The organism is Dryocola sharpae (assembly GCF_051307055.1).
Lineage (GTDB): Bacteria > Pseudomonadota > Gammaproteobacteria > Enterobacterales > Enterobacteriaceae > Dryocola.
Genome location: NZ_CP149994.1, coordinates 1478201 through 1499306, shown reverse-complemented (window position 1 = coordinate 1499306; position 21106 = coordinate 1478201). Strand labels below are relative to the sequence as shown.

The window sequence follows — 21106 nt, the reverse complement described above, 5'->3', positions numbered from 1 at the left end:
TTATTTAACCGACTGAGCTACCTGTGTAGCCTCTTCTTTCTTAACGATGGCTTTGAAACGGTTGGCGATAACGGTCGTGATACAGGTCAGAACCATTACGGTCACCATCACAATGGCCATATACAGGGCATTGTTGGACATGAACGGAGAAACGAAAGCCGGGACGTAGGCCACGCCCATCACCTGGAAATAGCCCAGCATCATTCCCCCCAGGCCCGCATAAGCAATGGCTGAGATGAACACCACCTTATTAGCAAACATGAAGGGATAGGCGGACTCCACGAACGTCCCGAACCCCAGGTTGATGAGCAGGCCAGGCGTGGCCACTGCGGCCTCGCTTCTCTCACGGGGAGCGAGAACATTGGCGAGGTTGATACCTGCGGCCACCATTACCAGGCCGACCATATCCACAGCGCCGAGGAAGCTGACGCCGGATTTCTCCATCTCCAGCAGAACCAGCGGCAAAATGACGGCATGGTAGATGCCTGCGAGAATAGCCGGCCAGATAACTAAACCAGCAAGCAGACCTGCCAGGATTGGGCTGTAAGCGAGCGCGGCCGAGAGCGCCAGCTTGATATAGTCGCCGGCCAGCAGCGCAAGCGGGCTCAGCAGATAGTGCATGATAAGCCCTGCGGCAAGGCCCGATATCCCGCCCGCCACGATGTTGACGGTGGTCATTGGGAATCGCCAGTTCAGGCACAATTCGAAAAGATAGCGTACAAAGATACCGGCAAGCAGGCCGCCAACAATGCCCCCGATCAGGCCCCCTTCCACGGATAGCACGCCTGCGACAATCCCTGACACAATGGAGACTTCATCGAGTTCAGACACCTGTTTGGCTGCCAGCACGGCGACCAGCACAGGCAGGCCTTTAAGGAGGATTTCAAAAATATCGTTGAGCTTTTCCAGCCCGGGGATGTGGCTGGCAGCCAGCACAACGGCCATAGCGATAAAGCCCGGCAGCGCAGGGATCATTATGCTGCGGATGTTAATACGCTTAAGCAGGCTTTTGTCCGATCCCGGATTACCTGACGTTGCTCCGCCCAGGTTCGGACGATATTTCATGCCCCAGTGTTTTGCCAGGGAGGCAACGAATGAAACCGCGCGCGTACGGCTTGTCGTCCCGGTTGTACCCGAAGTGGCAATAACTTTTGCCCCGGAAGCGGCGATCATGGCCATGGAAGTACCGCCGGTTCCCACAATGGGTACTTTGGTATCCGCCGCGGCCCTGAATACTTCACGGTTCGCCCGGCTCGGGTCAGCGCTCATGACCACCAGCCCGTGGATGTTGCCCTTGCGGATTTCTTCGGCAATGGCTGCATCCGTTTCTTTCACCGCCTCATTCACGTCAGCCAGTTTACCGTCGTATGTCCGTTTCGGCTTTGTTCCACTGCCTGCCGGCAGCGTATAAACGCCTGCAGGCGTGCCGGGTTTTGCATTGTCCATTGACGCTTCCGCCGCGATAAACTGAACGGCGCCAACCTCGATGCCTGCCGAATCGCACTGGGCATAAATCTCCGCCAGTAATTTATCCGGATCGGCCCCGCCGAGGTTATAGAGGTTTCCCCCACTGCTTCCAATGATGGCTATCTTTTTCATAAAAACCTCATAGATAAGATGTTCTACCGATGCTGCCAGCTTTGTTGTTTTCACGATAATCACAGACAAAACAAAACATATCAACATAAAAACAGCGCACACCAAAGCGTAAAGCCAGTTAAAAACAGATTAAATAACTATATATTAAATCTATATTGGAATTAAAAACTAAAATTAAGCTTTATATAAAGGGATTTAACCTGTTATTTAGCGCATGTTGCCTTATGTTGTTTTAGTTGGTTTTTGTGAGAAAGATCATAAAGTGGTTACGTCCGCAGGATGCCGCGGGCGTTGAGGTAGCGGCCAGGCTAATTAGCAGCGCTGAATATTAACAACATCATATTATTTTCTCTTTCCCGGCAGGAAATATACGCAGAATGCTGCCATACTAAAGATAAAGAAGCATATAACCTTATTGTTCACTGAAATATAACAGGAGGGATATGCAATACGTACAGAATACGCAAAAGCAGCCGCAAAAAGATTTTGATTTTGTTGCTTTCAGTCTGGCCCGGATGAATTCACAGGGCCGGAAGATGAATATGGAACAGGTGACCGGCAGCATGGATGATATTTGTAAAACCCGGTTTCTGGAAAGTTATCAGTATTATCTGACTCGTTTCATTAACACGTAACAGGTAGTAATAAAGCCGGGTTTGTTGACCCGGCTTTTTTGTCCAGCCAAAAATCTATTTATGCTTATCCAGCCACTCGTAGATCGAGGAAAGATCTTGATGGGCAAAACCCTCCGCGGCCACTTTTTCCCAGACTTCCGCTATCTTAGTAAGAACGGGGAGCGTCGTGGGTTCTGCCGACGTCAGCGCCAGTTTTGCGTCCTTCAGCGCGTGCTGGAGCTGCATTTGCGGGGCGTAATCGTTTTTCGCAATCGCATCCAGTTTTGCTTTCACATAAGGCGCGGCCAGCGGGCCGCCATCCAGAGCATGCCAGAACTGGTTGGGCGTAAAGCCAAACTGTTTCGCAAGCTGCATACTCTCGGCAACCCCCTGCATCATCGCAATCAGCCAGCTATTGAGAACCAGCTTCATTTTTTGACTGTTTCCGGCCTCGCCAAACCATTGCGTTCCGCGGGAGATGGCGGAAAACACCGTTTCGGCGGCGGCACATTTATCACGTTGCCCGCTTGCCAGGATCAGAATCTGCGCATTTTCCGCCGGAGCTTTGGTTCCCGACACCGGTGTGTCAACATAGAGCATCGCCGGCCGGAGCTGCTTTAACGTAGCGATGGCATTTTCTGTTTCCTGAACGCCGATGGTCCCCATCTGGCAAAAGATGGCGGTCTCCTTACAGCCCGGCGACATCTGCTTTATCACGTTGATCGTCGCATCGCCATCGGCCAGAACAGAGACGATGACATCCGCGCCCGCAACGGCCTGTTGCGGCATTGCATGCAGCTTCAGGCCGCCGGATAACAGGTCAACGCCTCGTTCCGCAGAACGATTCCATGCGTTAACCCTGAACCCGCCCTTCAATAAATTACTTGCAAAAGCGTGGCCCATCGCGCCAAGGCCCAGCACGGCCACTTCAGGTAAGCTATTCATATATCCTCTCACATGCGGATTAATATTATTAATCGCCGGCCGCACGCTGACAGTTAACTCTGCACCTGGCGGACAGGCGCAGAAGGGCGCGCAGCGTGCCGTCACAATTTTCCGCCCGGAACGATAACTGATTATTAATTGATTAAGTATGTTGATTCCCGCAAAACAGATTTGCTTTTTTAGGCATACCCAAATCATTAAGAATATGGATAATAATATGTAATGCGTTGATTTAGATATAATTTAGTGTGAAGGCTAGCCCAGAGTCATTAACTTTATTTATCATTCAACGTGTTATCATAATTTTATATGCAGCTTACAGCGCGTCTTTTCTCATCCCAAGGAATTAATAATGCGTACCCATGCGTTAAATCGTCGCAGTAAAATCGCGTCGATTATCTATGAACTGTTAAACCCGATACCTTATGGATTTTTTATTGCCGCCCTTACCTTCGATATTATTTATGTTTACAGCACCAACGTAATGTGGGCTAAAAGCGCCAGCTGGCTTATCGCTCTGGGCCTTATTTTTGCCATCATTCCACGGCTAATTAATTTATTTCAGGTTTGGGTTGGCAGCTCATATCCTCAGCTTTCAGCGATAAAAATTCATTTCTGGCTGAATGTGATAGCGGTTATTTCCGCCATTCTGAACTGTTTTGTACACAGCCGCGATGCCTATGCCGTTGCGCCACAGAATTTGCTCTATTCAATCATTACCGTTGCCTGCCTGCTTTTGGCAAACGTCGCCTGGTCCGCGGGGAACGGAAAGTCTACAGGCTGTAACCATGAATAAATTACTCCTCACCCTTCCCGCTATGTTGACGCTCTCCCTGGCCCTGACGGGCTGTGATGAAAAAGCGAAGCTAACCCCCGCTCAGCAAACCGGCCCGGATCCGGTGATGCCAAAAGCGCGGGACTTTCTGATGCCGCCGATGCAGGTTCCTTCCGGCGTGGGCTGGAAAGGCAGCATGCAGCCTCGGGTAGCCGCCGGACTGCGTATTGAAAAAATGGCGGATGGTTTTATGCACCCGCGCGGGGTCTATGTCCTGCCGAACGATGACGTGCTGGTAGTGGAAAGCAACAGTCCCGGCACAGAGCCGCTGACAACGCCAAAGCAGCTTATCGCCGGTATCGTCAAAAACCAGTCTGGCAAAGGGGGTAAAGGCGGCAACCGCATCACGTTATTACGTAGGGGGAGCAATGGCTGGGAGAAACATCTCTTCCTGGAGCATCTTCACTCGCCTTTCGGCGTGCAGTTAATCGGCGATAGCTTATATGTGGCCAACACCGACAGCATCATGCGCTATCGCTACGAGGCCGGAGAAACGCATATCAGTGACCCGGGCACCGAGCTGGCCGATCTGCCGAACACCATTAACCATCACTGGACAAAAGCGCTCCTGGCCAGCCCTGACGGGACAAAGCTCTATGTCGGAGTGGGCTCTAACAGCAATATTACTGAAAATGGGCTCGACGTTGAGTACCGCCGTGCAAACGTGCTTGAAGTTGATACGCGGACGGGAGCGAGCCGCATTTTCGCCAGCGGTATCCGTAATCCGACCGGCCTGGACTGGGAGCCCCGCACCGGAAAACTCTGGGCTATCGCAAACGAACGCGATGAGATAGGCGCTGACCTGGTGCCAGACTATCTTACCTCCGTTCAGGAAGGCGGCTTTTACGGCTGGCCATGGAGTTATTTCGGCCAGCATGTCGATCGCCGTGCGCAGCCCCCTCGCCCCGATATGGTCGCTAAAGCGATTAAGCCTGACTACGCGCTAAGCTCTCACGTAGCTCCCCTGGGACTGCTGTTCTATACCGGCCACACGCTGCCGCAGAAATACCAGGGCGGGGCGTTTATCAGCGAGCACGGCAGCTGGGATCGTTCTCCGCTCAATGGCTATCAGGTTTCGTTTGTGGCCTTTAAGAACGGCAAACCGGTAGGCTCCCCAGAGACAGCGGTCAGTGGTTTTGTGTCCGGCGATGAAAAAGAGCTTTATGGCGCGCCTGTGGGCTTAGCGCAGGATAAGCATGGCGCGCTAATAATTGCCGATGACGTCGGCAACACGGTCTGGCGCGTATCGGCAAAATAAATGTTAACTCAGGCCTTCTGACTAACGGGAGGCCCGTGAAAAGCCTGTGAAGGAGTGTGTTAATCTGTGTTAATCAACGAGCATCCGATTGCCAAAAAATATCGTCATTATAAAAACAGGGGAAAAACTCGATGAACCATTTTTCCGCAATCAGAACGTTCGTCAGCGCGGCAGACCTGAACAGCTTTAGCGCCGCGGCCAGGGCGCTGAATATCGAAGTCTCGACTGTCTCCCGCCATATTTCCGAGCTGGAAGAATATTTACAGGTCACCCTCTTTAATCGTTCAACGCGCGGCCTGACGCTTACCGAGTCCGGGGAATTCTTTTACTCTCATGCCCTGCAGCTGTTACTGCAGTGGGAAGAGGCCCGTAATTTAACCTCGGCGATGGATAAACAGCCGACGGGCCTTCTGCGCATCAGCGTTCCGAGCACATTTGGCAGGCTGCACGTGATGCCTTTTGTGGATGAGTTTCTTCGGTTACATCCTAATATCTCGTTGGATATCAGCTTTAACGACGAGGTGCAGGATTTAATTGAGGCCAGAATAGATTTGAGTATCCGCATCGGCGCGCTTCCTGATTCGACGATCCACGCCCGCAAGCTGGCTTCACAGAAGCGTTATGCCTGGGCAAGCAGCGAGTGGATAGAGAAAAATTCGCCGCCGGATAATCCCAGGGATCCAATGATTGTGCAAAAGGGGTTGAATATCATCATGTTTTCTCGCCTTCACGGCACCGGCTGGTATGCGCGAGAATCGGGTCCCGGGGACGAATGGCTAAGGGCTCCCATTAACTATCGGTTCAGCGTTAATGACAGCGCAGCAATGCTGTATTCCTGCTGCCATCATTCGGGTATTGCCATCCTCCCCGACTGGTTATCATGGCAGGAAAAGAAAAGCGGGCGCATTAAGAGGGTATTCCCGGGCTGGGAGTTCAGTCTGTTTCCCAGCGATACGGCAATCTGGATTGTTTATCCGCAGAAAAAACTCGTCTCCCATAAGGTCAGGACGTTTATTGATTTTATTGTGCAAAAAATTGGTGAGCCGCCTTACTGGGAAAAATAAGTCAATACCGGCGCCAATATTCTCCTGGTTTTCTGCCCAGGAATCAGCGCCTTCTTCCTGTCGAAATGATGCAACTTTATGCGCCGCCGTGAAGCTTACCGCAGGTGTTTCACTACAAATTTAGGCGACGTCAGCTTATGAACCAAACGACAAAAACGAAAAAGCCCGAGCTTGTAACAAGCTCGGGCTTAAATGTTGGCGGAAGCGCAGAGATTCGAACTCTGGAACCCTTTCGGGTCGCCGGTTTTCAAGACCGGTGCCTTCAACCGCTCGGCCACACTTCCAACGAGGCGAACTATAAACATACCCATACTTCATGTAAAGCACGATTTTGTTCGTTCGCCTGAAAAACAGCCAAATTTGCGTTGTTTGACTGAAACATCAACAATTTGACCAGTTTGACAACACCTTTCCCGCAGGGATTTAGTGTTTTTTGATGTACATATCTTTCGTGTAGTAGAACCCGAGGTTGCTCGGCGCGTATCCTCCCACGAAAGGTTTTACCAGCTGAGCGAGTACGTAGTGATAAACCGGAATGGCCGGTACATCTTCGGCAAGCTGGTTTTCCGCCTGCTGATAAAATTTACCCCTCTCCTCAACGTTATCCGCTTTCGCAGCGTTCTTTAACGCTTCATCAAACCTGGCGTTGGTATACTGGGAAGTGTTTTCGCTGTCGCCGGTGCGGAAGTTATTCAGGAAGGTCGAGGCGTCATCATAATCCGCTATCCATGCATAGCGCACCGCGTCAAAATTGCCGCTGTGCATGGTGTCGAGCATGGTTTTCCATTCCTGGTTTTGCAGCTTCGCATCCACGCCCAGGTTTTTGCTCCACATAGAGCTGACCGCGATAGCAATACGCTTATGGTTTTCAGAGGTGTTGTACAGCAGATTAAAGCTTAACGGGTGCTCAGCGTTGTATCCCGCTGCTGCCAGAAGCTTTTTCGCCTCTGCGACTCGTTTTTCATGGCTCCAGCTTGCGTAGTCAGGAGATTTCAGCTCCACCCCGCCGATTTTCTTCTGGCTGATGACCCAGGCGGGAATTTGTCCCTGGCCCAGCACCTTATCCGCGATGATCTCTTTATCCAGCGCCATATTCAGCGCCCGGCGAACCCGTGCATCGTTAAAGGGCGCTTTGGTGGTGTTGAACTCAAAGTAGTAGGTCGCAAGTTTTGGCGTAACGTGCACCTGATCCGGCATGGCTTTTTTCAAAGAAGCGAACAGCGTTTGCGGCAGGGAGTAAACGATATCGATTTCACCTGCCTTATAGCGATTGATGTCTGCCGTCTCGGAACTGATTGGCAGATAGGTTACCTTATTAATAACGGTGTGTTTGTTGTCCCAGTATTGGGCATTTCTTTCAGCAACGATCTTCTCATTCACCACCCACTGAACGGGCTTATACGCCCCGCTGCCGGCAAAATTACCGGGCTGGGTCCATTTCTCGCCAAATTTTTCAATAAGGGCTTTATCAACAGGAACCAGCGATGGGTGCGCCAGCATGGCAAGAAAGGCGGCCGTCGGCTGAGTGAGGGTTATCTCAAGCGTGTCGGCATCCAGCGCTTTGATACCGAGCGTATCCGCAGGCTTAGTCCCCTGCGCGATGTCAGCCGCATTTTTCAGATGCATGTTGCCGAGATAGCTTGCATAAGGAGAAGCGGTTTTCGGATCGACCAGACGCTGCCAGCTCCAGACCACATCTTCCGCCGTGATTGGCTGACCGTTCGACCATTTAATGCCCGGACGTAAATGAAACGTCCAGACGGTGCTATCTTTTTCTTCCCATTTTTCCGCCAGACGCGGTTCAATTGAACCGTCGCTGCGCACGGCTACCAGGCCGTCGAAAAAGTCGCTGATGAGATTAAATTCGACATCGCTTTCGACTTTATGGGGATCCAGGGAGGCGGGTTCGCTGCCGTTGTTACGGACAAGCTCCTGTTTTGCTGCAAGCTGAGTTCCTGCCGGTACGTTAGCGGCCCAGGCGCCGGAAGCTGCGCTCATCAGGCTCAGAGCGATAATAGATTTAGTGAACGTGTTGTGGTTTGCTTTCATTAAACGCGCCTTATTTGAGTTATTAATGACGGTACGGTTACCACTTTTAGTCATGACCGCGCGATAACGCAATATTTTTCAGGAACCTATAAGGGACAGATATGGAACAATTTCTGAACGGATTTTTTGACCCTAACAGGTAAAGATGGGTAAAAAAGCTTTCGTGCAATAATGGTGCCGCTTATTCTCCATCACCATATACACCTGTAATAAGAGAGAGTTTCTGAATGGATCGCATAATTACCTCCCCGCGTGACCGTTCGTCACTGCTAAGCACCCACAAGGTGCTCCGTAATACCTATTTCCTGCTCAGCCTGACGCTCGCCTTCTCGGCGTTAGTCGCCACGGCCAGCACCGTGCTGATGCTGCCTTCCCCGGGTCTGATTCTGACGCTGGTCGGCATGTATGGCCTGATGTTCCTGACCTACCGTCTGGCAAATAAGCCAAGCGGGATTATTGCCGCCTTTGCCTTTACCGGCTTCCTGGGTTATATCCTCGGGCCAATTCTGAATGCTTATCTCTCCGCCGGTATGGGCGACGTGATCGGCATGGCGCTGGGCGGTACTGCCCTGGTCTTCTTCTGCTGCTCTGCTTATGTTCTGACCACCCGCAAAGACATGTCTTTCCTGGGTGGAATGCTGATGGCGGGCATCGTGGTCGTGCTGGTTGGCATGGTTGCAAACATCTTCCTGCAGCTGCCTGCGCTACATCTGGCTATCAGCGCGGTGTTTATTCTGATCTCCTCAGGCGCCATTCTCTTTGAGACCAGCAATATCATCCGCGGCGGTGAAACAAACTATATTCGCGCCACGGTGAGCCTGTACGTTTCTCTGTACAACATCTTCGTCAGCCTGCTGAGCATTCTGGGCTTCGCCAGCCGCGATTAACGGCAGCTTTTCACGGTTACATTCAAGCCTCGCTCATGCGGGGCTTTGTTTTTTCTGTCCGGCCAAATTTGTTACACTGCGGCCAGTTTGAATGAGAGCCCGAGTGACTATGTTGACGTTTGAAGGAAAAGTTATCGCAACGGATACCGATGGGTATCTGAAAAACAGCGCGGAGTGGAGCGAGCCGCTTGCCGTGGTAATCGCTGAAAAAGAAGGGATTACGCTTGCGGTTGAGCACTGGGAAGTGGTGCGTTTTGTGCGTGAATTCTACCTGGAATTTAACACCTCTCCGGCGATTCGCATGCTGGTTAAGGCTATGGCTAATAAATTTGGCGAGGAAAAAGGTAACAGTCGCTACCTCTATCGCCTCTTTCCGAAAGGCCCGGCTAAGCAAGCCACGAAGATTGCAGGCCTGCCCAAACCGGTGAAATGTATTTAATAGCGGACGCCAAAGCTGGTCCATTCTCTGTCGGGTTGATGTGGTTCCGTGAGTACTTTATCAACCCTGGCGCTGCGTGGCCCTCCCGCTTTCAGCCAGTCGACAAGCTGCTCCACCTGCTGCTTATCACCGCAGGCCAGCACTTCTACGCTGCCGTCATCCATATTCCGGACGTAGCCAGTCAGCCCCAGTTTCTGTGCTTCGTGCTGCGTACTGTAGCGAAAACCAACCCCCTGAACCATGCCGTGGACCCAGGCAAGCGTGCATACTGATGCCATATCTTCCTCCGTTTAGGGTTCTTGCGTTGCATTTCACCGGGCTAACCCGGAAAATGACGCCCAATTCTTAGCAAAACAGCATAACAAAATATGACCGTACGTTTAGTGTTAACCAAAGGGCGCGAAAAATCTTTATTGCGCCGTCATCCGTGGGTGTTTTCTGGCGCGGTAGCTCGCGTGGAAGGTAAAGCCAGCCTCGGCGAAACCATTGATATCGTCGACAGCCAGGGTAAGTGGTTAGCGCGTGCAGCCTACTCTCCCTCTTCGCAAATCCGCGCCCGCGTGTGGACATTCGATGCCAATGAAAGCATCGATATCGCCTTTTTCACTCGTCGTCTGCAGCAGGCGCAGCAGTGGCGGGAATGGCTTGCTAAGCGTGACGGGCTGGACAGCTATCGTCTTATCGCCGGAGAATCCGACGGCCTGCCTGGCGTGACCATCGACCGCTTCGGCAATTTCCTCGTGCTGCAGCTGCTCTCTGCTGGCGCCGAGTACCAGCGCCCGGCCCTGGTTGCGGCGCTGCAGAATCTCTATCCGCAATGCGCCATCTATGACCGTTCAGACGTTGCCGTGCGTAAAAAAGAGGGCATGGAGTTAGCTCAGGGCCCGGTTAGCGGTGAACTGCCGCCGGACCTGCTGCCGATTGAAGAGCACGGCATGAAGCTGCTGGTGGATATCAGGGGCGGACACAAGACGGGCTATTACCTCGATCAGCGCGACAGCCGCTTCGCCACTCGCCAGTATGTGAAAGATAAACGCGTGCTGAACTGCTTCTCGTACACCGGCGGTTTCGCCGTTTCCGCTTTGATGGGCGGCTGCAGCCAGGTGGTGAGCGTTGATACCTCGCAGGACGCGCTGGATATCGCAAAACAAAACGTCGAGCTGAACAAACTGGACCTCAGCAAAGCTGAATTCCTGCGTGACGATGTTTTCAAGCTGCTGCGTAAATATCGCGACGCAGGCGAGAAGTTTGACGTCATCGTAATGGACCCGCCTAAGTTTGTGGAAAACAAAAGCCAGCTGATGGGCGCCTGCCGCGGTTATAAGGACATCAATATGCTGGCCATCCAGCTGCTGAACCCGGGCGGCATTCTGATGACCTTCTCCTGTTCCGGCCTGATGACCACCGATTTATTCCAGAAAATCATTGCCGATGCCGCCGTAGATGCCGGGCGTGATGTACAATTTATAGAGCAGTTCCGTCAGGCGGCCGATCACCCGGTGATCGCAACCTATCCGGAAGGTCTTTATCTGAAAGGGTTTGCCTGTCGCGTCATGTAGCTTGAAAAGTGGAAAGTTGCCCGCATATCTCTATGCAGAGTAACGTTTCCCGGGAGGTGACAATGATTGCCAGCAAATTCGGCATTGGTCAGCAGGTACGCCATTCGCTGCTGGGCTACTTAGGGGTGGTGGTTGATATCGACCCTGAATATTCCCTTGATGAACCAGCGGAAGATGAACTGGCTGATAACGACGCTTTGCGCGCGGCGCCCTGGTACCACGTCGTCATGGAAGATGAAGATGGCCAGGCGATGCATACCTACCTTGCTGAAGCCCAGCTGAGCGGGGAGGCGCAGGAAGAGCACCCTGAACAGCCCTCAATGGATGAGCTGGCGGCGTCTATACGGCAACAGCTTCAGGCACCTCGCCTGCGTAACTGACAAAAACCCGCGCCTGCGGGTTTTTTCTTATTTTGCTAACCCAAGCCGCGGGATCTCAATTGCCGGACATCTGTCCATTACCACTTTCAGCCCTGCATCCTGGGCCAGCACGGCCGCCTGTTCATTGATAACACCCAGCTGCAGCCAAAGCGTTTTCGCGCCAATGGCGATGGCTTCTTTGGCGACATCCCATGCGGCTTCGGAATTGCGGAATACATCCACCATATCCACTTTTTTCGGGATCTCCGCGAGGCTGCCGTAGCCCTGCTGGCCCAGCAGCGTTTTGCCCGCCACTTTTGGGGAGACGGGGATCACCTCATAGCCCTGATTTAACAGATATGCCATCACCCGATAGCTCGGACGATCGGGCTTATCGCTGGCGCCCACCAGCGCGATGGTATGCGTATTTTTTAAAATACTTTCAATATCTGTCTGTTTCATGCCGCTCTCCGCCTTGATGAAATAACCAAAAGTGTAAGCCAAAGGTTACTGGCTCACCATCTTTCCCATGCGGATGTATGAGAGCAAATAATAACAATATGTCTATATGTTAATGAGCCACACTTATGAAAAATTTTGATACATTCTGGAGCAGGTAATGCGGGCCGCGCTGGCGCAGGAGAAAAGCATGAAAATCGGGCCTTATATACTCTTCTGGTGCGCCCTGCTCCTGCCTTTTTTCGGGTGGGCAACCACTTTACAGCTTTCCACCGACATTGATTTGCTGGTGCTTGATGGCAAAAAAGTTTCCAGTTCGCTATTAAAAGGGGCGGACAGCATCGAACTGGACAACGGCGCGCACCAGATTGTCTTTCGCGTCGAAAAAAACGTGCGGGCAAACGCGCGTGAACAAAGGCTGTATATTTCTGCCCCTTTGGTGGTGAGTTTTGACACTAAACAAATAAGCCAGGTGAATTTCAATCTGCCTCGTATTGAGAATGAGAAAGAGTGCGAGGTTTTTGACAATACCCCTCATCTGCAGCTTCTTGATGGCAGCGCGGTAGTTATCCCCATAAGGCTTGACGTGTTAACCACAACGTCCACGCCGCAGGGCAGTGATTACGAAAATGATACCCAGCGATATAACAAAGCGGGCAAAATCGCTTCAATGCCTCAATTCGCCATTATGATGGCGGATGACAGCGCCCTGCTCTCCAGAACCTCTGAACTCGATCCGCCGGTTCGTCCGTCCGAAACGCTGACGGAGCAGCGGCTGAAATACTGGTTTGCCCAGGCCGATAAAGCGACTCGCGAACGCTTTTTACGATGGGTAAAAGAGCATCCATCATCTTAATGATGCGAGCTTTTGAGCACATTTTTACCGCTCTCTCTTGCAGCATCAGCGGCTTCCAGTAAGCTGTAGCCAATGCTAATCAAACGGGGTTTTCTCCATGGAATCAACTATCCGCACCCTTGCGGCTAAAAAACACATTGCGCTTGTGGCGCACGATCACTGTAAAAAATCGCTGCTGAAGTGGGTTGAACGCCATCACTCAGCGCTGGCGACGCATGTCCTGTATGCAACGGGCACTACCGGGAATTTGATTCAGCGAGCCAGCGGACTGGAAGTTAACGCCATGCTGAGCGGCCCCATGGGCGGCGATCAACAGGTCGGGGCATTGATTTCCGAAGGGAAAATTGACGTACTGATCTTCTTCTGGGATCCCCTTAACGCGGTACCGCACGATCCGGATGTGAAGGCCTTGCTGCGCCTTGCTACCGTCTGGAACATCCCGGTAGCGACCAATCTTTCTACCGCTGATTTCATTATTCAGTCGCCAGGTTTTAATCAGGATGTGGAAATCCTCATTCCGGATTATCAGCGCTACCTTTCTGAAAGGCTGCAATAATCAGGGCCGGCCGGCGGCCGGCACGCCGAGTCGCTTGAGAATATCGACAAAATCAGAAGGCTCCTTTTTATTAAAAAGCAGCCAAACGCGATGACGTGCCCGCGTCATCGCGACATACAATAACCGCCGCTCCTCTGCATCCGGGTACGCTTCCGGCTGCGGCAATAATGCCTTCTCCATCACCGACTCCCTTGCTGCGGCCGGGAAACCATCTTTGCCCTGCTGCAATCCCAGCACGATAACGTAATCCGCCTGCTGCCCTTTGCTGGCATGGATAGTCATAAAATCAATATTAAGTTTCGGCCAGCGCGTCGCCGCCTTTTCCAGACTCGGCGGGCGCAGATGATGATAACGAGCAAGCACCAGAATGCGTTGTTCTGGTCTGGCGTAGCCGCTGAGCTTATCGAGAAGGTTGTCGAGCTGCTCATCTGCCAGCAGCGTAACCGATTTTTTATCCCCTTTTGACAGGCTGTTTAACGGTTTAGCAAGCTGGCCCGGGTTCTGCTGAATAAAAGTATTTGCGATTTCACCGATGCGATCGTTAAAACGATAGGTGGTATCCAGCGCGCACCGGTCGCCCTCGCCGAAATGATGCGCAAATGCCGTCGTAAGGGCCATTTCCGCCCCGCTGAAACGGTAGATAGCCTGCCAGTCATCTCCTACCGTATAAAGGGACGCATGAGCGTTCTGACGACGTAGCGCCGCCAGCAACGCGGCGCGCTGCGGGGAGATGTCCTGGAATTCATCCACCAGAATATGTTTCCACGGACTAATAAAACGCCCTTTCTCCAGCACGTTAATCGCCTGGTGAATCAGGCCCGAGAAATCTACCGCTTCCTCGGCTTTAAGGGCGCTCTTCCAGGCTTTTAATAACGGCGCCATCAGCTTCACGCGTTTTGAAAACAGATCGCGCACCTCCTCCGGGCACGCAGCGATCATTTCCGCCTGCGAGCCGCCGTGCATGCGCATCAGGCCTAACCAGCGGTCAAGCCTGCTGGCCAGACGTTTGGCTAAACGCTCGTCCTGCCAGTATTCGCCTTCGGGCACCTCCCATTCCAGCTCTTCGCTTAACCACTCGCGCCACCCTTTTGCCTGGGCTTTTTTCTCACGGCACTGCTGGCGCCAGCCTGCAATTAAAAGCTGATGCCGTGCGGCGGCGTCCGATTCCAGCTCGCTGATACGCGGTGATTTTCGCCCGCCTTGCTGAATGATATGCAGCGCAAGCGCGTGAAAAGTGCGGGCGGTTATCGCATCCGTGTGCAGGCGTTCAGCAATTCGCCGATCCATTTCCCGGGCAGCCTGGCGGCCAAAAGCCAGCAGTAAAATTTGCTCTTCCGTCGCCTCGCCCCGTTGCAGCAACCAGCCTGCGCGGGCCACCAGCACCGAGGTTTTGCCGCTCCCCGCTCCCGCCAGGACTAATAGCGCATCTTCTCCGTTCACTACGGCGCGCGCCTGCGAAGGGTTGAGCGGAGAACTTTCCACCTGCTGGAAAAAATCGGCATATTTCTCAAGCATGCGATCGGTATACTCCGCGTTGCGCTCCTCGCGGCGCTTATCGCCCTGCTCCAGCCACGCCTTGCAGCTAAGCCAGGCTTCACGGCAATTATCAAACTCTTCAAGCCTTGCCAGAGGCAGAGGCAAGGCGGCAAAAGCGGCTGAGACATTTTGCTGCAATGCTTCCATGTCGCTGCGCTTAAACCATTTTTCCTGCAGCGTACGCCGGGTGATATCGGCATGCTGTTCAGCGAGCACCCGGGCTGCGACCTCACTCATCTCAGCGCTCCATGCCCGCCACAGGGTGTCCAGGTGATGGTAAAAGCGCTGGGTTTCGCCCCATTCGGTGCCATGCAGACGCACAACCTTATCTTCCGGCAAGACAAACTCCAGCTCCCCCCAGACCAGGCCGCGCTTGATGTTAATCGCCACCAGTTGATTAAACGGGATAAGGTATTCGTGACGATCGCCCTTTACCTCCACGCCCGCGCTGAGCAATTTCACGCGATTGTAAGGATGCTGTGCTAAATGTTTGCCCAAGGATGTCGCTTTGAGTTCCATTACGCTTTATCTGCAGCTGAAAGAAGTTGTCGCTAAGTTTACCCGTCGAAGGAATGACGCTCCAGAGTAAAAACGCGTTACAATTGCTGCGGTTATTTATTTATGACATTCACCAACGAAGAGTGCTTATGCGTACGGTCCTTAATGTGTTGAACTTTGTACTGGGTGGTTTCCTGACAACCCTCTCCTGGTTACTGGCCACGCTCGTCAGTATTATCTTTATCTTCACGCTTCCCCTGACTCGCTCCTGCTGGGAGATAACCAGGCTTTCCCTTGTGCCATACGGCAATGAAGCTGTCCACGTCGATGAGCTCAACCCGCAGGGCAAAAGCGTGCTCATGAACACGGGCGGCACCTTACTGAACATTTTCTGGCTGATCTTCTTCGGCTGGTGGCTTTGCGTGATGCATATCCTCACAGGTATAGCGCAATGCGTTACCATCATCGGTATTCCGGTGGGGATTGCGAATTTTAAAATCGCCGCCATCGCCCTGTGGCCCGTCGGTCGTCGCGTGGTCTCCGTTGAAACCGCACGGGCGGCACGTACCGCCAATGCGCAGCGCCGTTTTCAGTAATGCAGAGGAAATTGCGTCCTGATGCTTAGTCCTTTACTGCGCCGCTACACCCGGAACAGCGCCTGGCTTTACAACTTACGCATTTTTATTGCCCTGAGCGGCACGGCCGCGCTGCCCTGGTGGCTGGGAGAAGTCAAACTGACTATTCCATTGACGCTTGGCGTGGTTGCAGCAGCGCTGGCGGATCTGGATGACCGTCTGACCGGGCGTCTGCGCAATCTGCTGATTACGCTGGTAAGCTTTTTCATCGCCTCCGCCTCCGTAGAACTGCTGTTCCCCTGGCCGTGGCTGTTTGCGCTGGGGCTGATGCTCTCTACCAGCGGTTTTATTCTGCTGGGCGGGCTGGGCCAGCGCTACGCGACTATTGCGTTTGGCGCGTTGCTTATCGCTATTTACACCATGCTCGGCATCTCATTGTACGAACACTGGTATCAGCAACCGCTACTGCTGCTGGCGGGCGCCGTATGGTACAACCTGCTGACCCTTGCCGGGCATCTTATTTTCCCGATACGCCCGCTGCAGGACAATCTGGCCCGCTGTTATGACCATCTGGCCGATTACCTGGAAATCAAAGCGACGCTGTTCAATCCCGATATCGAAAAGGAAAGCCAGGCGCCGATGCTGGAGCTGGCAATGGCTAACAGCAAGCTGGTAACCACCCTAAACCAGACAAAAGCATCCCTGCTGACTCGCTTGCGCGGCGATCGCGGCCAGCGCGGCACCAGGCGCACCCTGCACTACTATTTTGTCGCACAGGATATCCACGAACGGGCCAGCTCTTCACATATCCAGTATCAGGCGCTGCGGGATAAATTCCGCCATAGCGACATTATGTTTCGCTTCCAGCGCCTGCTGACGCTGCAATCCCAGGCCTGCCAGCAGCTTTCGCGCTCAATCCTTTTACGCATTCCCTACCAGCATGACGCCAGATTAGAGCGCGCCTTCATCCATCTTGAAGCCGCCCTTGAAAGGATTAACGTGACAGAGTACGCCGCCGGCGAAATGAAGGCGCTGGGCTATCTGTTAAGTAACCTGCACGCCATAGACGCCCAGCTTGCCACTATCGAATCCGAACAGGCTCTTGCCGCCCCGCAAAACGATCCTGAAAACCGTCTTGCCGACGACAAACTAACGGGGTTTAGCGATATCTGGCTGCGTCTTACCCGCAACCTGACCTCTGATTCGGCGCTCTTCCGTCATGCTGTGCGTATGTCGGTAGTGCTGTGCGCAGGCTACGCTTTTATCCAGCTTACGGGGTTGCAGCACGGTTACTGGATCCTGCTTACCAGCCTCTTTGTCTGCCAGCCCAATTACAGCGCCACCCGCAGACGCCTTGCTTTACGTATTGCCGGAACGCTCGCTGGCGTGGCGATAGGCCTGCCCATTTTATGGTTTGTTCCTTCGCTGGAAGGCCAGCTGATCCTGGTTGTCATCACCGGCGTATTATTCTTTGCGTTTCGTAACGTGCAGTATGCGCATGCAACCATGTTTATCACCCTGCTTGTGCTGCTGTGCTTCAATTTGCTTGGCGAAGGCTTTGAAGTCGCGTTACCACGCGTGGTTGATACGCTGCTTGGCTGTGCGATCGCATGGGCGGCGGTAAGTTTTATCTGGCCGGACTGGCGCTTCCGCCGTCTGCCGCTGGTTGTGGAACGCGCGTTTAACGCCAACTGCCGCTATCTGGACGCGATTCTTGAGCAGTATCATCAGGGAAGAGACAACCGCCTTGAATACCGTATTGCTCGCCGTGACGCGCACAACCGCGATGCCGATCTTGCCTCGGTGGTGTCCAATATGTCATCAGAACCTCGGGTTTCAACTGAAACCCGAGAGGCGGCATTCCGTTTACTATGTCTCAATCATACTTTTAACAGCTATGTGTCCGCGCTGGGGGCGCATCGTGAAAAAATTGATAATGATGAGATCCTGCTGCTGCTGGATGATGCGGTCTGTTATGTTGATGATGCGCTTCACCACTTACCTGCCGATGAGCAGCGAGTGCAACGGGCGCTCACGGGGCTATCGGAAAGGATTACGCACCTTGAGCCAGCTCCTGAGACGAAGGAACCGCTTGTGCTGCAGCAGATTGGGCTGCTGGTCTCTCTTCTGCCAGAAATATCGCGCCTCCAACAGCATATTGCCCAACATAGCGATTAACGTCTGTGGCGTTGTTCGTAACGTTGATACCACTCTAACAGCTCCTGGCGAGTGACTGCCGGGAGCGCTGCTTCATGGATACCTGAGATAGCGCCGGCCAGAGCGAGAAGGATTTTCACACCTACGAATTTCTTCACGCTGCGCAGTTTGATCCATGAGCGCCGGGCCCCGTAAGCCTTCAGGGTGCGCAGGTCCGCAATTCCCGCCTCCCAGAGCCATATCTCAATATTTACCGAAAGGTTAGGCAGATCCTTAAGCCGTCTTTGCGTTTTGCGGACTGCTTTCTCACGGCGGGCATTGATAAGTGCGTCATGAGAAAGCTGCAGCAGCTTTTCCTGATTTCGCCACAGGTCTTCATCGACACGATAGTAATTAAGGACGATGGATCTTCCGCGCTTGTTGTAAATGAGCGGTGGAGCGGCTTTGCTGAAGAAATACGTTTCGCTTTCTTCGCATGCGCGCAGGTAGAGTTCTCCTTCCGACACCATAGCGAATACGACGTTGCCGATGGCAAGGCTATAGCCGCCGAACTGCGATCGATAGTCAATTTTGCCCAGCGGCGCGAGGTATTTTTGTGACTGGTGAATCCTGTCATATGATTTAAATTTCATGAATAAGTCCTTAATTATCATGAACTAAACGCCGATTTTATTGTTTACCGGTTCCACTAACAGAACAATAATTAACCTGCCTGCTGGCTGCAATCACAATTTAACTATTCCGGGAAATACATAAAGAATTTGCGAGATGCTTTCAGAAATTTAGATTGATCTTTGCTCGCCCAGGGATTACTGTATAAACATACAGTAACACATCAGGCGGGACTCACTATGGACACACCGAACTATCGTACTTATCCTGGCAGCAGCCTCTCCGTTGCGCTTAGCTCTGCGGAATCATTTGCAGAAAAGAATGTTCGAGGATTGATCAGTGAAGTGGTTTACAGCGAAGATCAGCCATGGATGACGCAGCTGGTTTTACTGCCTTTGCTGCAACAGCTCGGCCAGCAGTCGCGCTGGCAGCTGTGGCTAACCCCGCAGCAAAAATTAAGCCGGCAGTGGGTACAGGCCTCAGGGTTGCCTCTCACTAAAGTGATGCAGGTAAGCCAGTTAGATCCGCTTTTTACCGTTGATGCTATGGTAAAAGCATTACAAACTGGAAATTACAGCGTCGTTATCGGCTGGTTATCTGAAGAACTCTCCGATGAAGAACATTTTCGCCTGTCAAACGCTGCCGAAAAAGGCAGCGCTATCGGGTTTATTATGAGACCAACCAGGACTCCCGGATCCGGTTGCAGACCACGGGCCGGTCTGAAAATTCATTCTAGTTTGTATCATTAAGTAAATTTGAGATAAATCCTGGCACTTTTTCTTCGAAAATCTCAACGCCTTGTCATTTATCGCGAATCCCCCTTGCAAGCCGCTTCTGACGCCATTCTGCACGAAACGGCGCGGTTGAATTGCCAGCAAAGCTGTTACTAAATGTGTATGCAAGTCGTTTTTTTTCATATGCCTGACAGAGTTCACACTTGTAAGTTTTCAACTACGTTGTAGACTTTAGCTCGCCAGGGTTGCTCTTCATAACACCGACTGATCGGTAGAGTAACAATTGAGCGTTAACCCGGGCGAAGGATTTAACCCTGGGCTTTGACGATGTTTAAGGCTCATGGCCTATTTGGATGATAATGAGGCGCAAAAAATGAAAAAGACAGCTATCGCGATTGCAGTGGCACTGGCTGGCTTCGCTACCGTAGCGCAGGCCGCACCGAAAGATAATACCTGGTATGCAGGTGGTAAACTGGGCTGGTCTCAGTACCACGATACTGGTTTCTACGGTAACGGTTATGACAGCGGTATCGGCAACGGCCCTACCCACGAAAGCCAGCTGGGCGCAGGTGCCTTCGGTGGTTATCAGGTTAACCCGTACGTTGGTTTCGAACTGGGTTATGACTGGTTAGGCCGTATGCCATACAAAGGCAGCGTTGATAACGGTGCTTTCAAAGCTCAGGGCGTTCAACTGACTACTAAACTGAGCTACCCAGTAGCTGACGATCTGGACGTGTATACTCGTCTGGGTGGTATGGTTTGGCGTGCAGACTCCAAAGCAGCTTACGCTAACGGTGCTGGCGGTCGTCTGAAAGACCACGATACCGGCGTTTCTCCAGTATTCGCAGGCGGCGTTGAGTGGGCAGTTACCCGCGACATCGCTACCCGTCTGGAATACCAGTGGGTTAACAACATCGGTGACGCGCAAACCGTTGGTACTCGTCCAGACAACGGCATGCTGAGCCTGGGTGTTTCCTACCGTTTCGGCCAGGAAGAAGCTGCACCAGTTGTAGCTCCGGCTCCAGCTCCAGCGCCAGAAGTACAGACCAAGCACTTCACTCTGAAGTCTGACGTGCTGTTCAACTTCAACAAATCTACTCTGAAACCAGAAGGTCAGCAGGCACTGGATCAGCTGTACACCCAGCTGAGCAACCTGGATCCTAAAGATGGTTCCGTTGTCGTTCTGGGCTTCACCGACCGTATCGGTTCTGACCAGTACAACCAGAAACTGTCTGACCAACGTGCACAGTCTGTTGTTGATTACCTGATCTCTAAAGGTATCCCGGCTAACAAGATCTCCCCACGCGGTATGGGCGAATCTAACCCGGTAACTGGCAACACCTGTGATAACGTAGCGCCACGCGCTAAACTGATTGATTGCTTGGCTCCGGATCGTCGCGTAGAGATCGAAGTTAAAGGTATCAAAGACGTTGTAACTCAGCCTGCGGCATAAGTTACCGTTATAAAAAAACCCCGCTTCGGCGGGGTTTTTTATTGTCTGAAGAAAGCGATAAT

The 21106-nt window shown here is 52.5% G+C and carries 20 protein-coding genes, 1 tRNA gene and 1 pseudogene; 14 read left to right on the top strand and 8 right to left on the bottom strand.

Annotated features, from left to right (window positions below):
- Positions 1-1599 (bottom strand): PTS sugar transporter, encoded by a 1599-nt coding sequence (locus WLO31_RS07105; RefSeq protein WP_435929773.1) that lies wholly within the window; start codon positions 1597-1599, stop codon positions 1-3.
- Positions 1600-2042: 443 nt separating this feature from the next.
- On the opposite strand from WLO31_RS07105, the gene WLO31_RS07100 reads away from it, so the two are divergent.
- The gene (locus WLO31_RS07100) at positions 2043-2234 is read left to right on the top strand and encodes a glycogen synthesis protein GlgS (RefSeq protein ID WP_435929772.1); all 192 of its coding nucleotides are present in this window, start codon (positions 2043-2045) and stop codon (positions 2232-2234) included.
- Positions 2235-2288: 54 nt separating this feature from the next.
- Here the strand turns inward: WLO31_RS07100 and WLO31_RS07095 are convergent, their stop codons facing one another.
- Complete coding sequence (locus WLO31_RS07095) at positions 2289-3158, bottom strand: NAD(P)-dependent oxidoreductase (RefSeq protein WP_435929771.1); 870 nt, start codon at positions 3156-3158, stop codon at positions 2289-2291.
- A 352-nt stretch (positions 3159-3510) separates the two neighbouring features.
- Here WLO31_RS07095 and WLO31_RS07090 point away from each other — a divergent pair, with 352 nt between their 5' ends.
- The 3 genes from WLO31_RS07090 to WLO31_RS07080 all read left to right on the top strand — a co-directional run bounded on the left by WLO31_RS07090 (position 3511) and on the right by WLO31_RS07080 (position 6315).
- Positions 3511-3954 (top strand): DUF2231 domain-containing protein, encoded by a 444-nt coding sequence (locus WLO31_RS07090; RefSeq protein ID WP_435929770.1) that lies wholly within the window; start codon positions 3511-3513, stop codon positions 3952-3954.
- Entirely contained in the window at positions 3947-5251 is a 1305-nt protein-coding gene (locus WLO31_RS07085; RefSeq protein ID WP_435929769.1) for a PQQ-dependent sugar dehydrogenase, read from the top strand. Before WLO31_RS07090 ends, WLO31_RS07085 begins: the two co-directional genes overlap by 8 nt.
- A 131-nt stretch (positions 5252-5382) precedes the next feature.
- Positions 5383-6315 (top strand): LysR family transcriptional regulator, encoded by a 933-nt coding sequence (locus tag WLO31_RS07080; RefSeq protein WP_435929768.1) that lies wholly within the window; start codon positions 5383-5385, stop codon positions 6313-6315.
- Between the two features lie 196 nt (positions 6316-6511).
- Here the strand turns inward: WLO31_RS07080 and WLO31_RS07075 are convergent.
- Together WLO31_RS07075 and WLO31_RS07070 are read right to left on the bottom strand one after the other, a co-directional pair.
- Positions 6512-6599 (bottom strand) — tRNA-Ser (locus WLO31_RS07075).
- 139 nt (positions 6600-6738) lie between these two features.
- A complete protein-coding gene (locus tag WLO31_RS07070) occupies positions 6739-8364 on the bottom strand; it encodes an ABC transporter substrate-binding protein (protein WP_435929767.1) in 1626 nt (541 codons plus the stop codon).
- Between the two features lie 227 nt (positions 8365-8591).
- On the opposite strand from WLO31_RS07070, the gene yccA reads away from it, so the two are divergent.
- Together yccA and tusE are read left to right on the top strand one after the other, a co-directional pair.
- Complete coding sequence (gene yccA / locus WLO31_RS07065; RefSeq protein ID WP_435929766.1) at positions 8592-9251, top strand: FtsH protease modulator YccA; 660 nt, start codon at positions 8592-8594, stop codon at positions 9249-9251.
- A gap of 109 nt (positions 9252-9360) precedes the next feature.
- The gene (tusE, locus tag WLO31_RS07060; RefSeq protein WP_435930542.1) at positions 9361-9690 is read left to right on the top strand and encodes a sulfurtransferase TusE; all 330 of its coding nucleotides are present in this window, start codon (positions 9361-9363) and stop codon (positions 9688-9690) included.
- Here tusE and yccX read toward each other — a convergent pair.
- On the bottom strand, positions 9687-9968 hold the full coding sequence (gene yccX / locus WLO31_RS07055; protein WP_435929765.1) for an acylphosphatase: 282 nt from the start codon (positions 9966-9968) through the stop codon (positions 9687-9689). The two genes, tusE and yccX, sit on opposite strands and share 4 nt — an antisense overlap.
- A gap of 90 nt (positions 9969-10058) precedes the next feature.
- Between yccX and rlmI the strand changes: the two genes are divergently transcribed.
- Both rlmI and hspQ read left to right on the top strand, forming a co-directional pair.
- Complete coding sequence (gene rlmI / locus WLO31_RS07050; protein WP_435929764.1) at positions 10059-11249, top strand: 23S rRNA (cytosine(1962)-C(5))-methyltransferase RlmI; 1191 nt, start codon at positions 10059-10061, stop codon at positions 11247-11249.
- Positions 11250-11311: 62 nt separating this feature from the next.
- The gene (hspQ, locus tag WLO31_RS07045) at positions 11312-11629 is read left to right on the top strand and encodes a heat shock protein HspQ (protein ID WP_435929763.1); all 318 of its coding nucleotides are present in this window, start codon (positions 11312-11314) and stop codon (positions 11627-11629) included.
- A 27-nt stretch (positions 11630-11656) separates the two neighbouring features.
- On the opposite strand, the gene WLO31_RS07040 is transcribed toward hspQ, so the two are convergent.
- Positions 11657-12070, bottom strand: coding sequence for a CoA-binding protein (locus WLO31_RS07040; protein ID WP_435929762.1), 414 nt, complete (start codon positions 12068-12070; stop codon positions 11657-11659).
- A gap of 187 nt (positions 12071-12257) precedes the next feature.
- Here WLO31_RS07040 and csgI point away from each other — a divergent pair, with 187 nt between their 5' ends.
- Together csgI and mgsA are read left to right on the top strand one after the other, a co-directional pair.
- The gene (gene csgI, locus WLO31_RS07035) at positions 12258-12923 is read left to right on the top strand and encodes a curli synthesis inhibitor (RefSeq protein ID WP_435929761.1); all 666 of its coding nucleotides are present in this window, start codon (positions 12258-12260) and stop codon (positions 12921-12923) included.
- 97 nt (positions 12924-13020) lie between these two features.
- The gene (mgsA, locus tag WLO31_RS07030) at positions 13021-13479 is read left to right on the top strand and encodes a methylglyoxal synthase (RefSeq protein WP_435929760.1); all 459 of its coding nucleotides are present in this window, start codon (positions 13021-13023) and stop codon (positions 13477-13479) included.
- On the opposite strand, the gene helD is transcribed toward mgsA, so the two are convergent.
- Positions 13480-15534, bottom strand: a complete 2055-nt coding sequence (helD, locus tag WLO31_RS07025; RefSeq protein ID WP_435929759.1) for a DNA helicase IV — start codon at positions 15532-15534, stop codon at positions 13480-13482.
- A 128-nt stretch (positions 15535-15662) separates the two neighbouring features.
- Between helD and WLO31_RS07020 the strand changes: the two genes are divergently transcribed.
- Entirely contained in the window at positions 15663-16109 is a 447-nt protein-coding gene (locus WLO31_RS07020) for a YccF domain-containing protein (RefSeq protein WP_435929758.1), read from the top strand.
- A gap of 21 nt (positions 16110-16130) precedes the next feature.
- Complete coding sequence (gene yccS / locus WLO31_RS07015; RefSeq protein WP_435929757.1) at positions 16131-18266, top strand: YccS family putative transporter; 2136 nt, start codon at positions 16131-16133, stop codon at positions 18264-18266.
- Here yccS and WLO31_RS07010 read toward each other — a convergent pair.
- Entirely contained in the window at positions 18263-18877 is a 615-nt protein-coding gene (locus tag WLO31_RS07010; RefSeq protein ID WP_435929756.1) for a TfoX/Sxy family DNA transformation protein, read from the bottom strand. The genes yccS and WLO31_RS07010 overlap by 4 nt on opposite strands.
- A 303-nt stretch (positions 18878-19180) precedes the next feature.
- Between WLO31_RS07010 and sulA the strand changes: the two are divergent.
- A pseudogene (gene sulA, locus WLO31_RS07005) lies at positions 19181-19606 on the top strand (SOS-induced cell division inhibitor SulA); the annotation flags it as partial.
- Between the two features lie 358 nt (positions 19607-19964).
- On the top strand, positions 19965-21044 hold the full coding sequence (gene ompA, locus WLO31_RS07000; RefSeq protein ID WP_435929755.1) for a porin OmpA: 1080 nt from the start codon (positions 19965-19967) through the stop codon (positions 21042-21044).
- Positions 21045-21106: the final 62 nt, after the last annotated feature.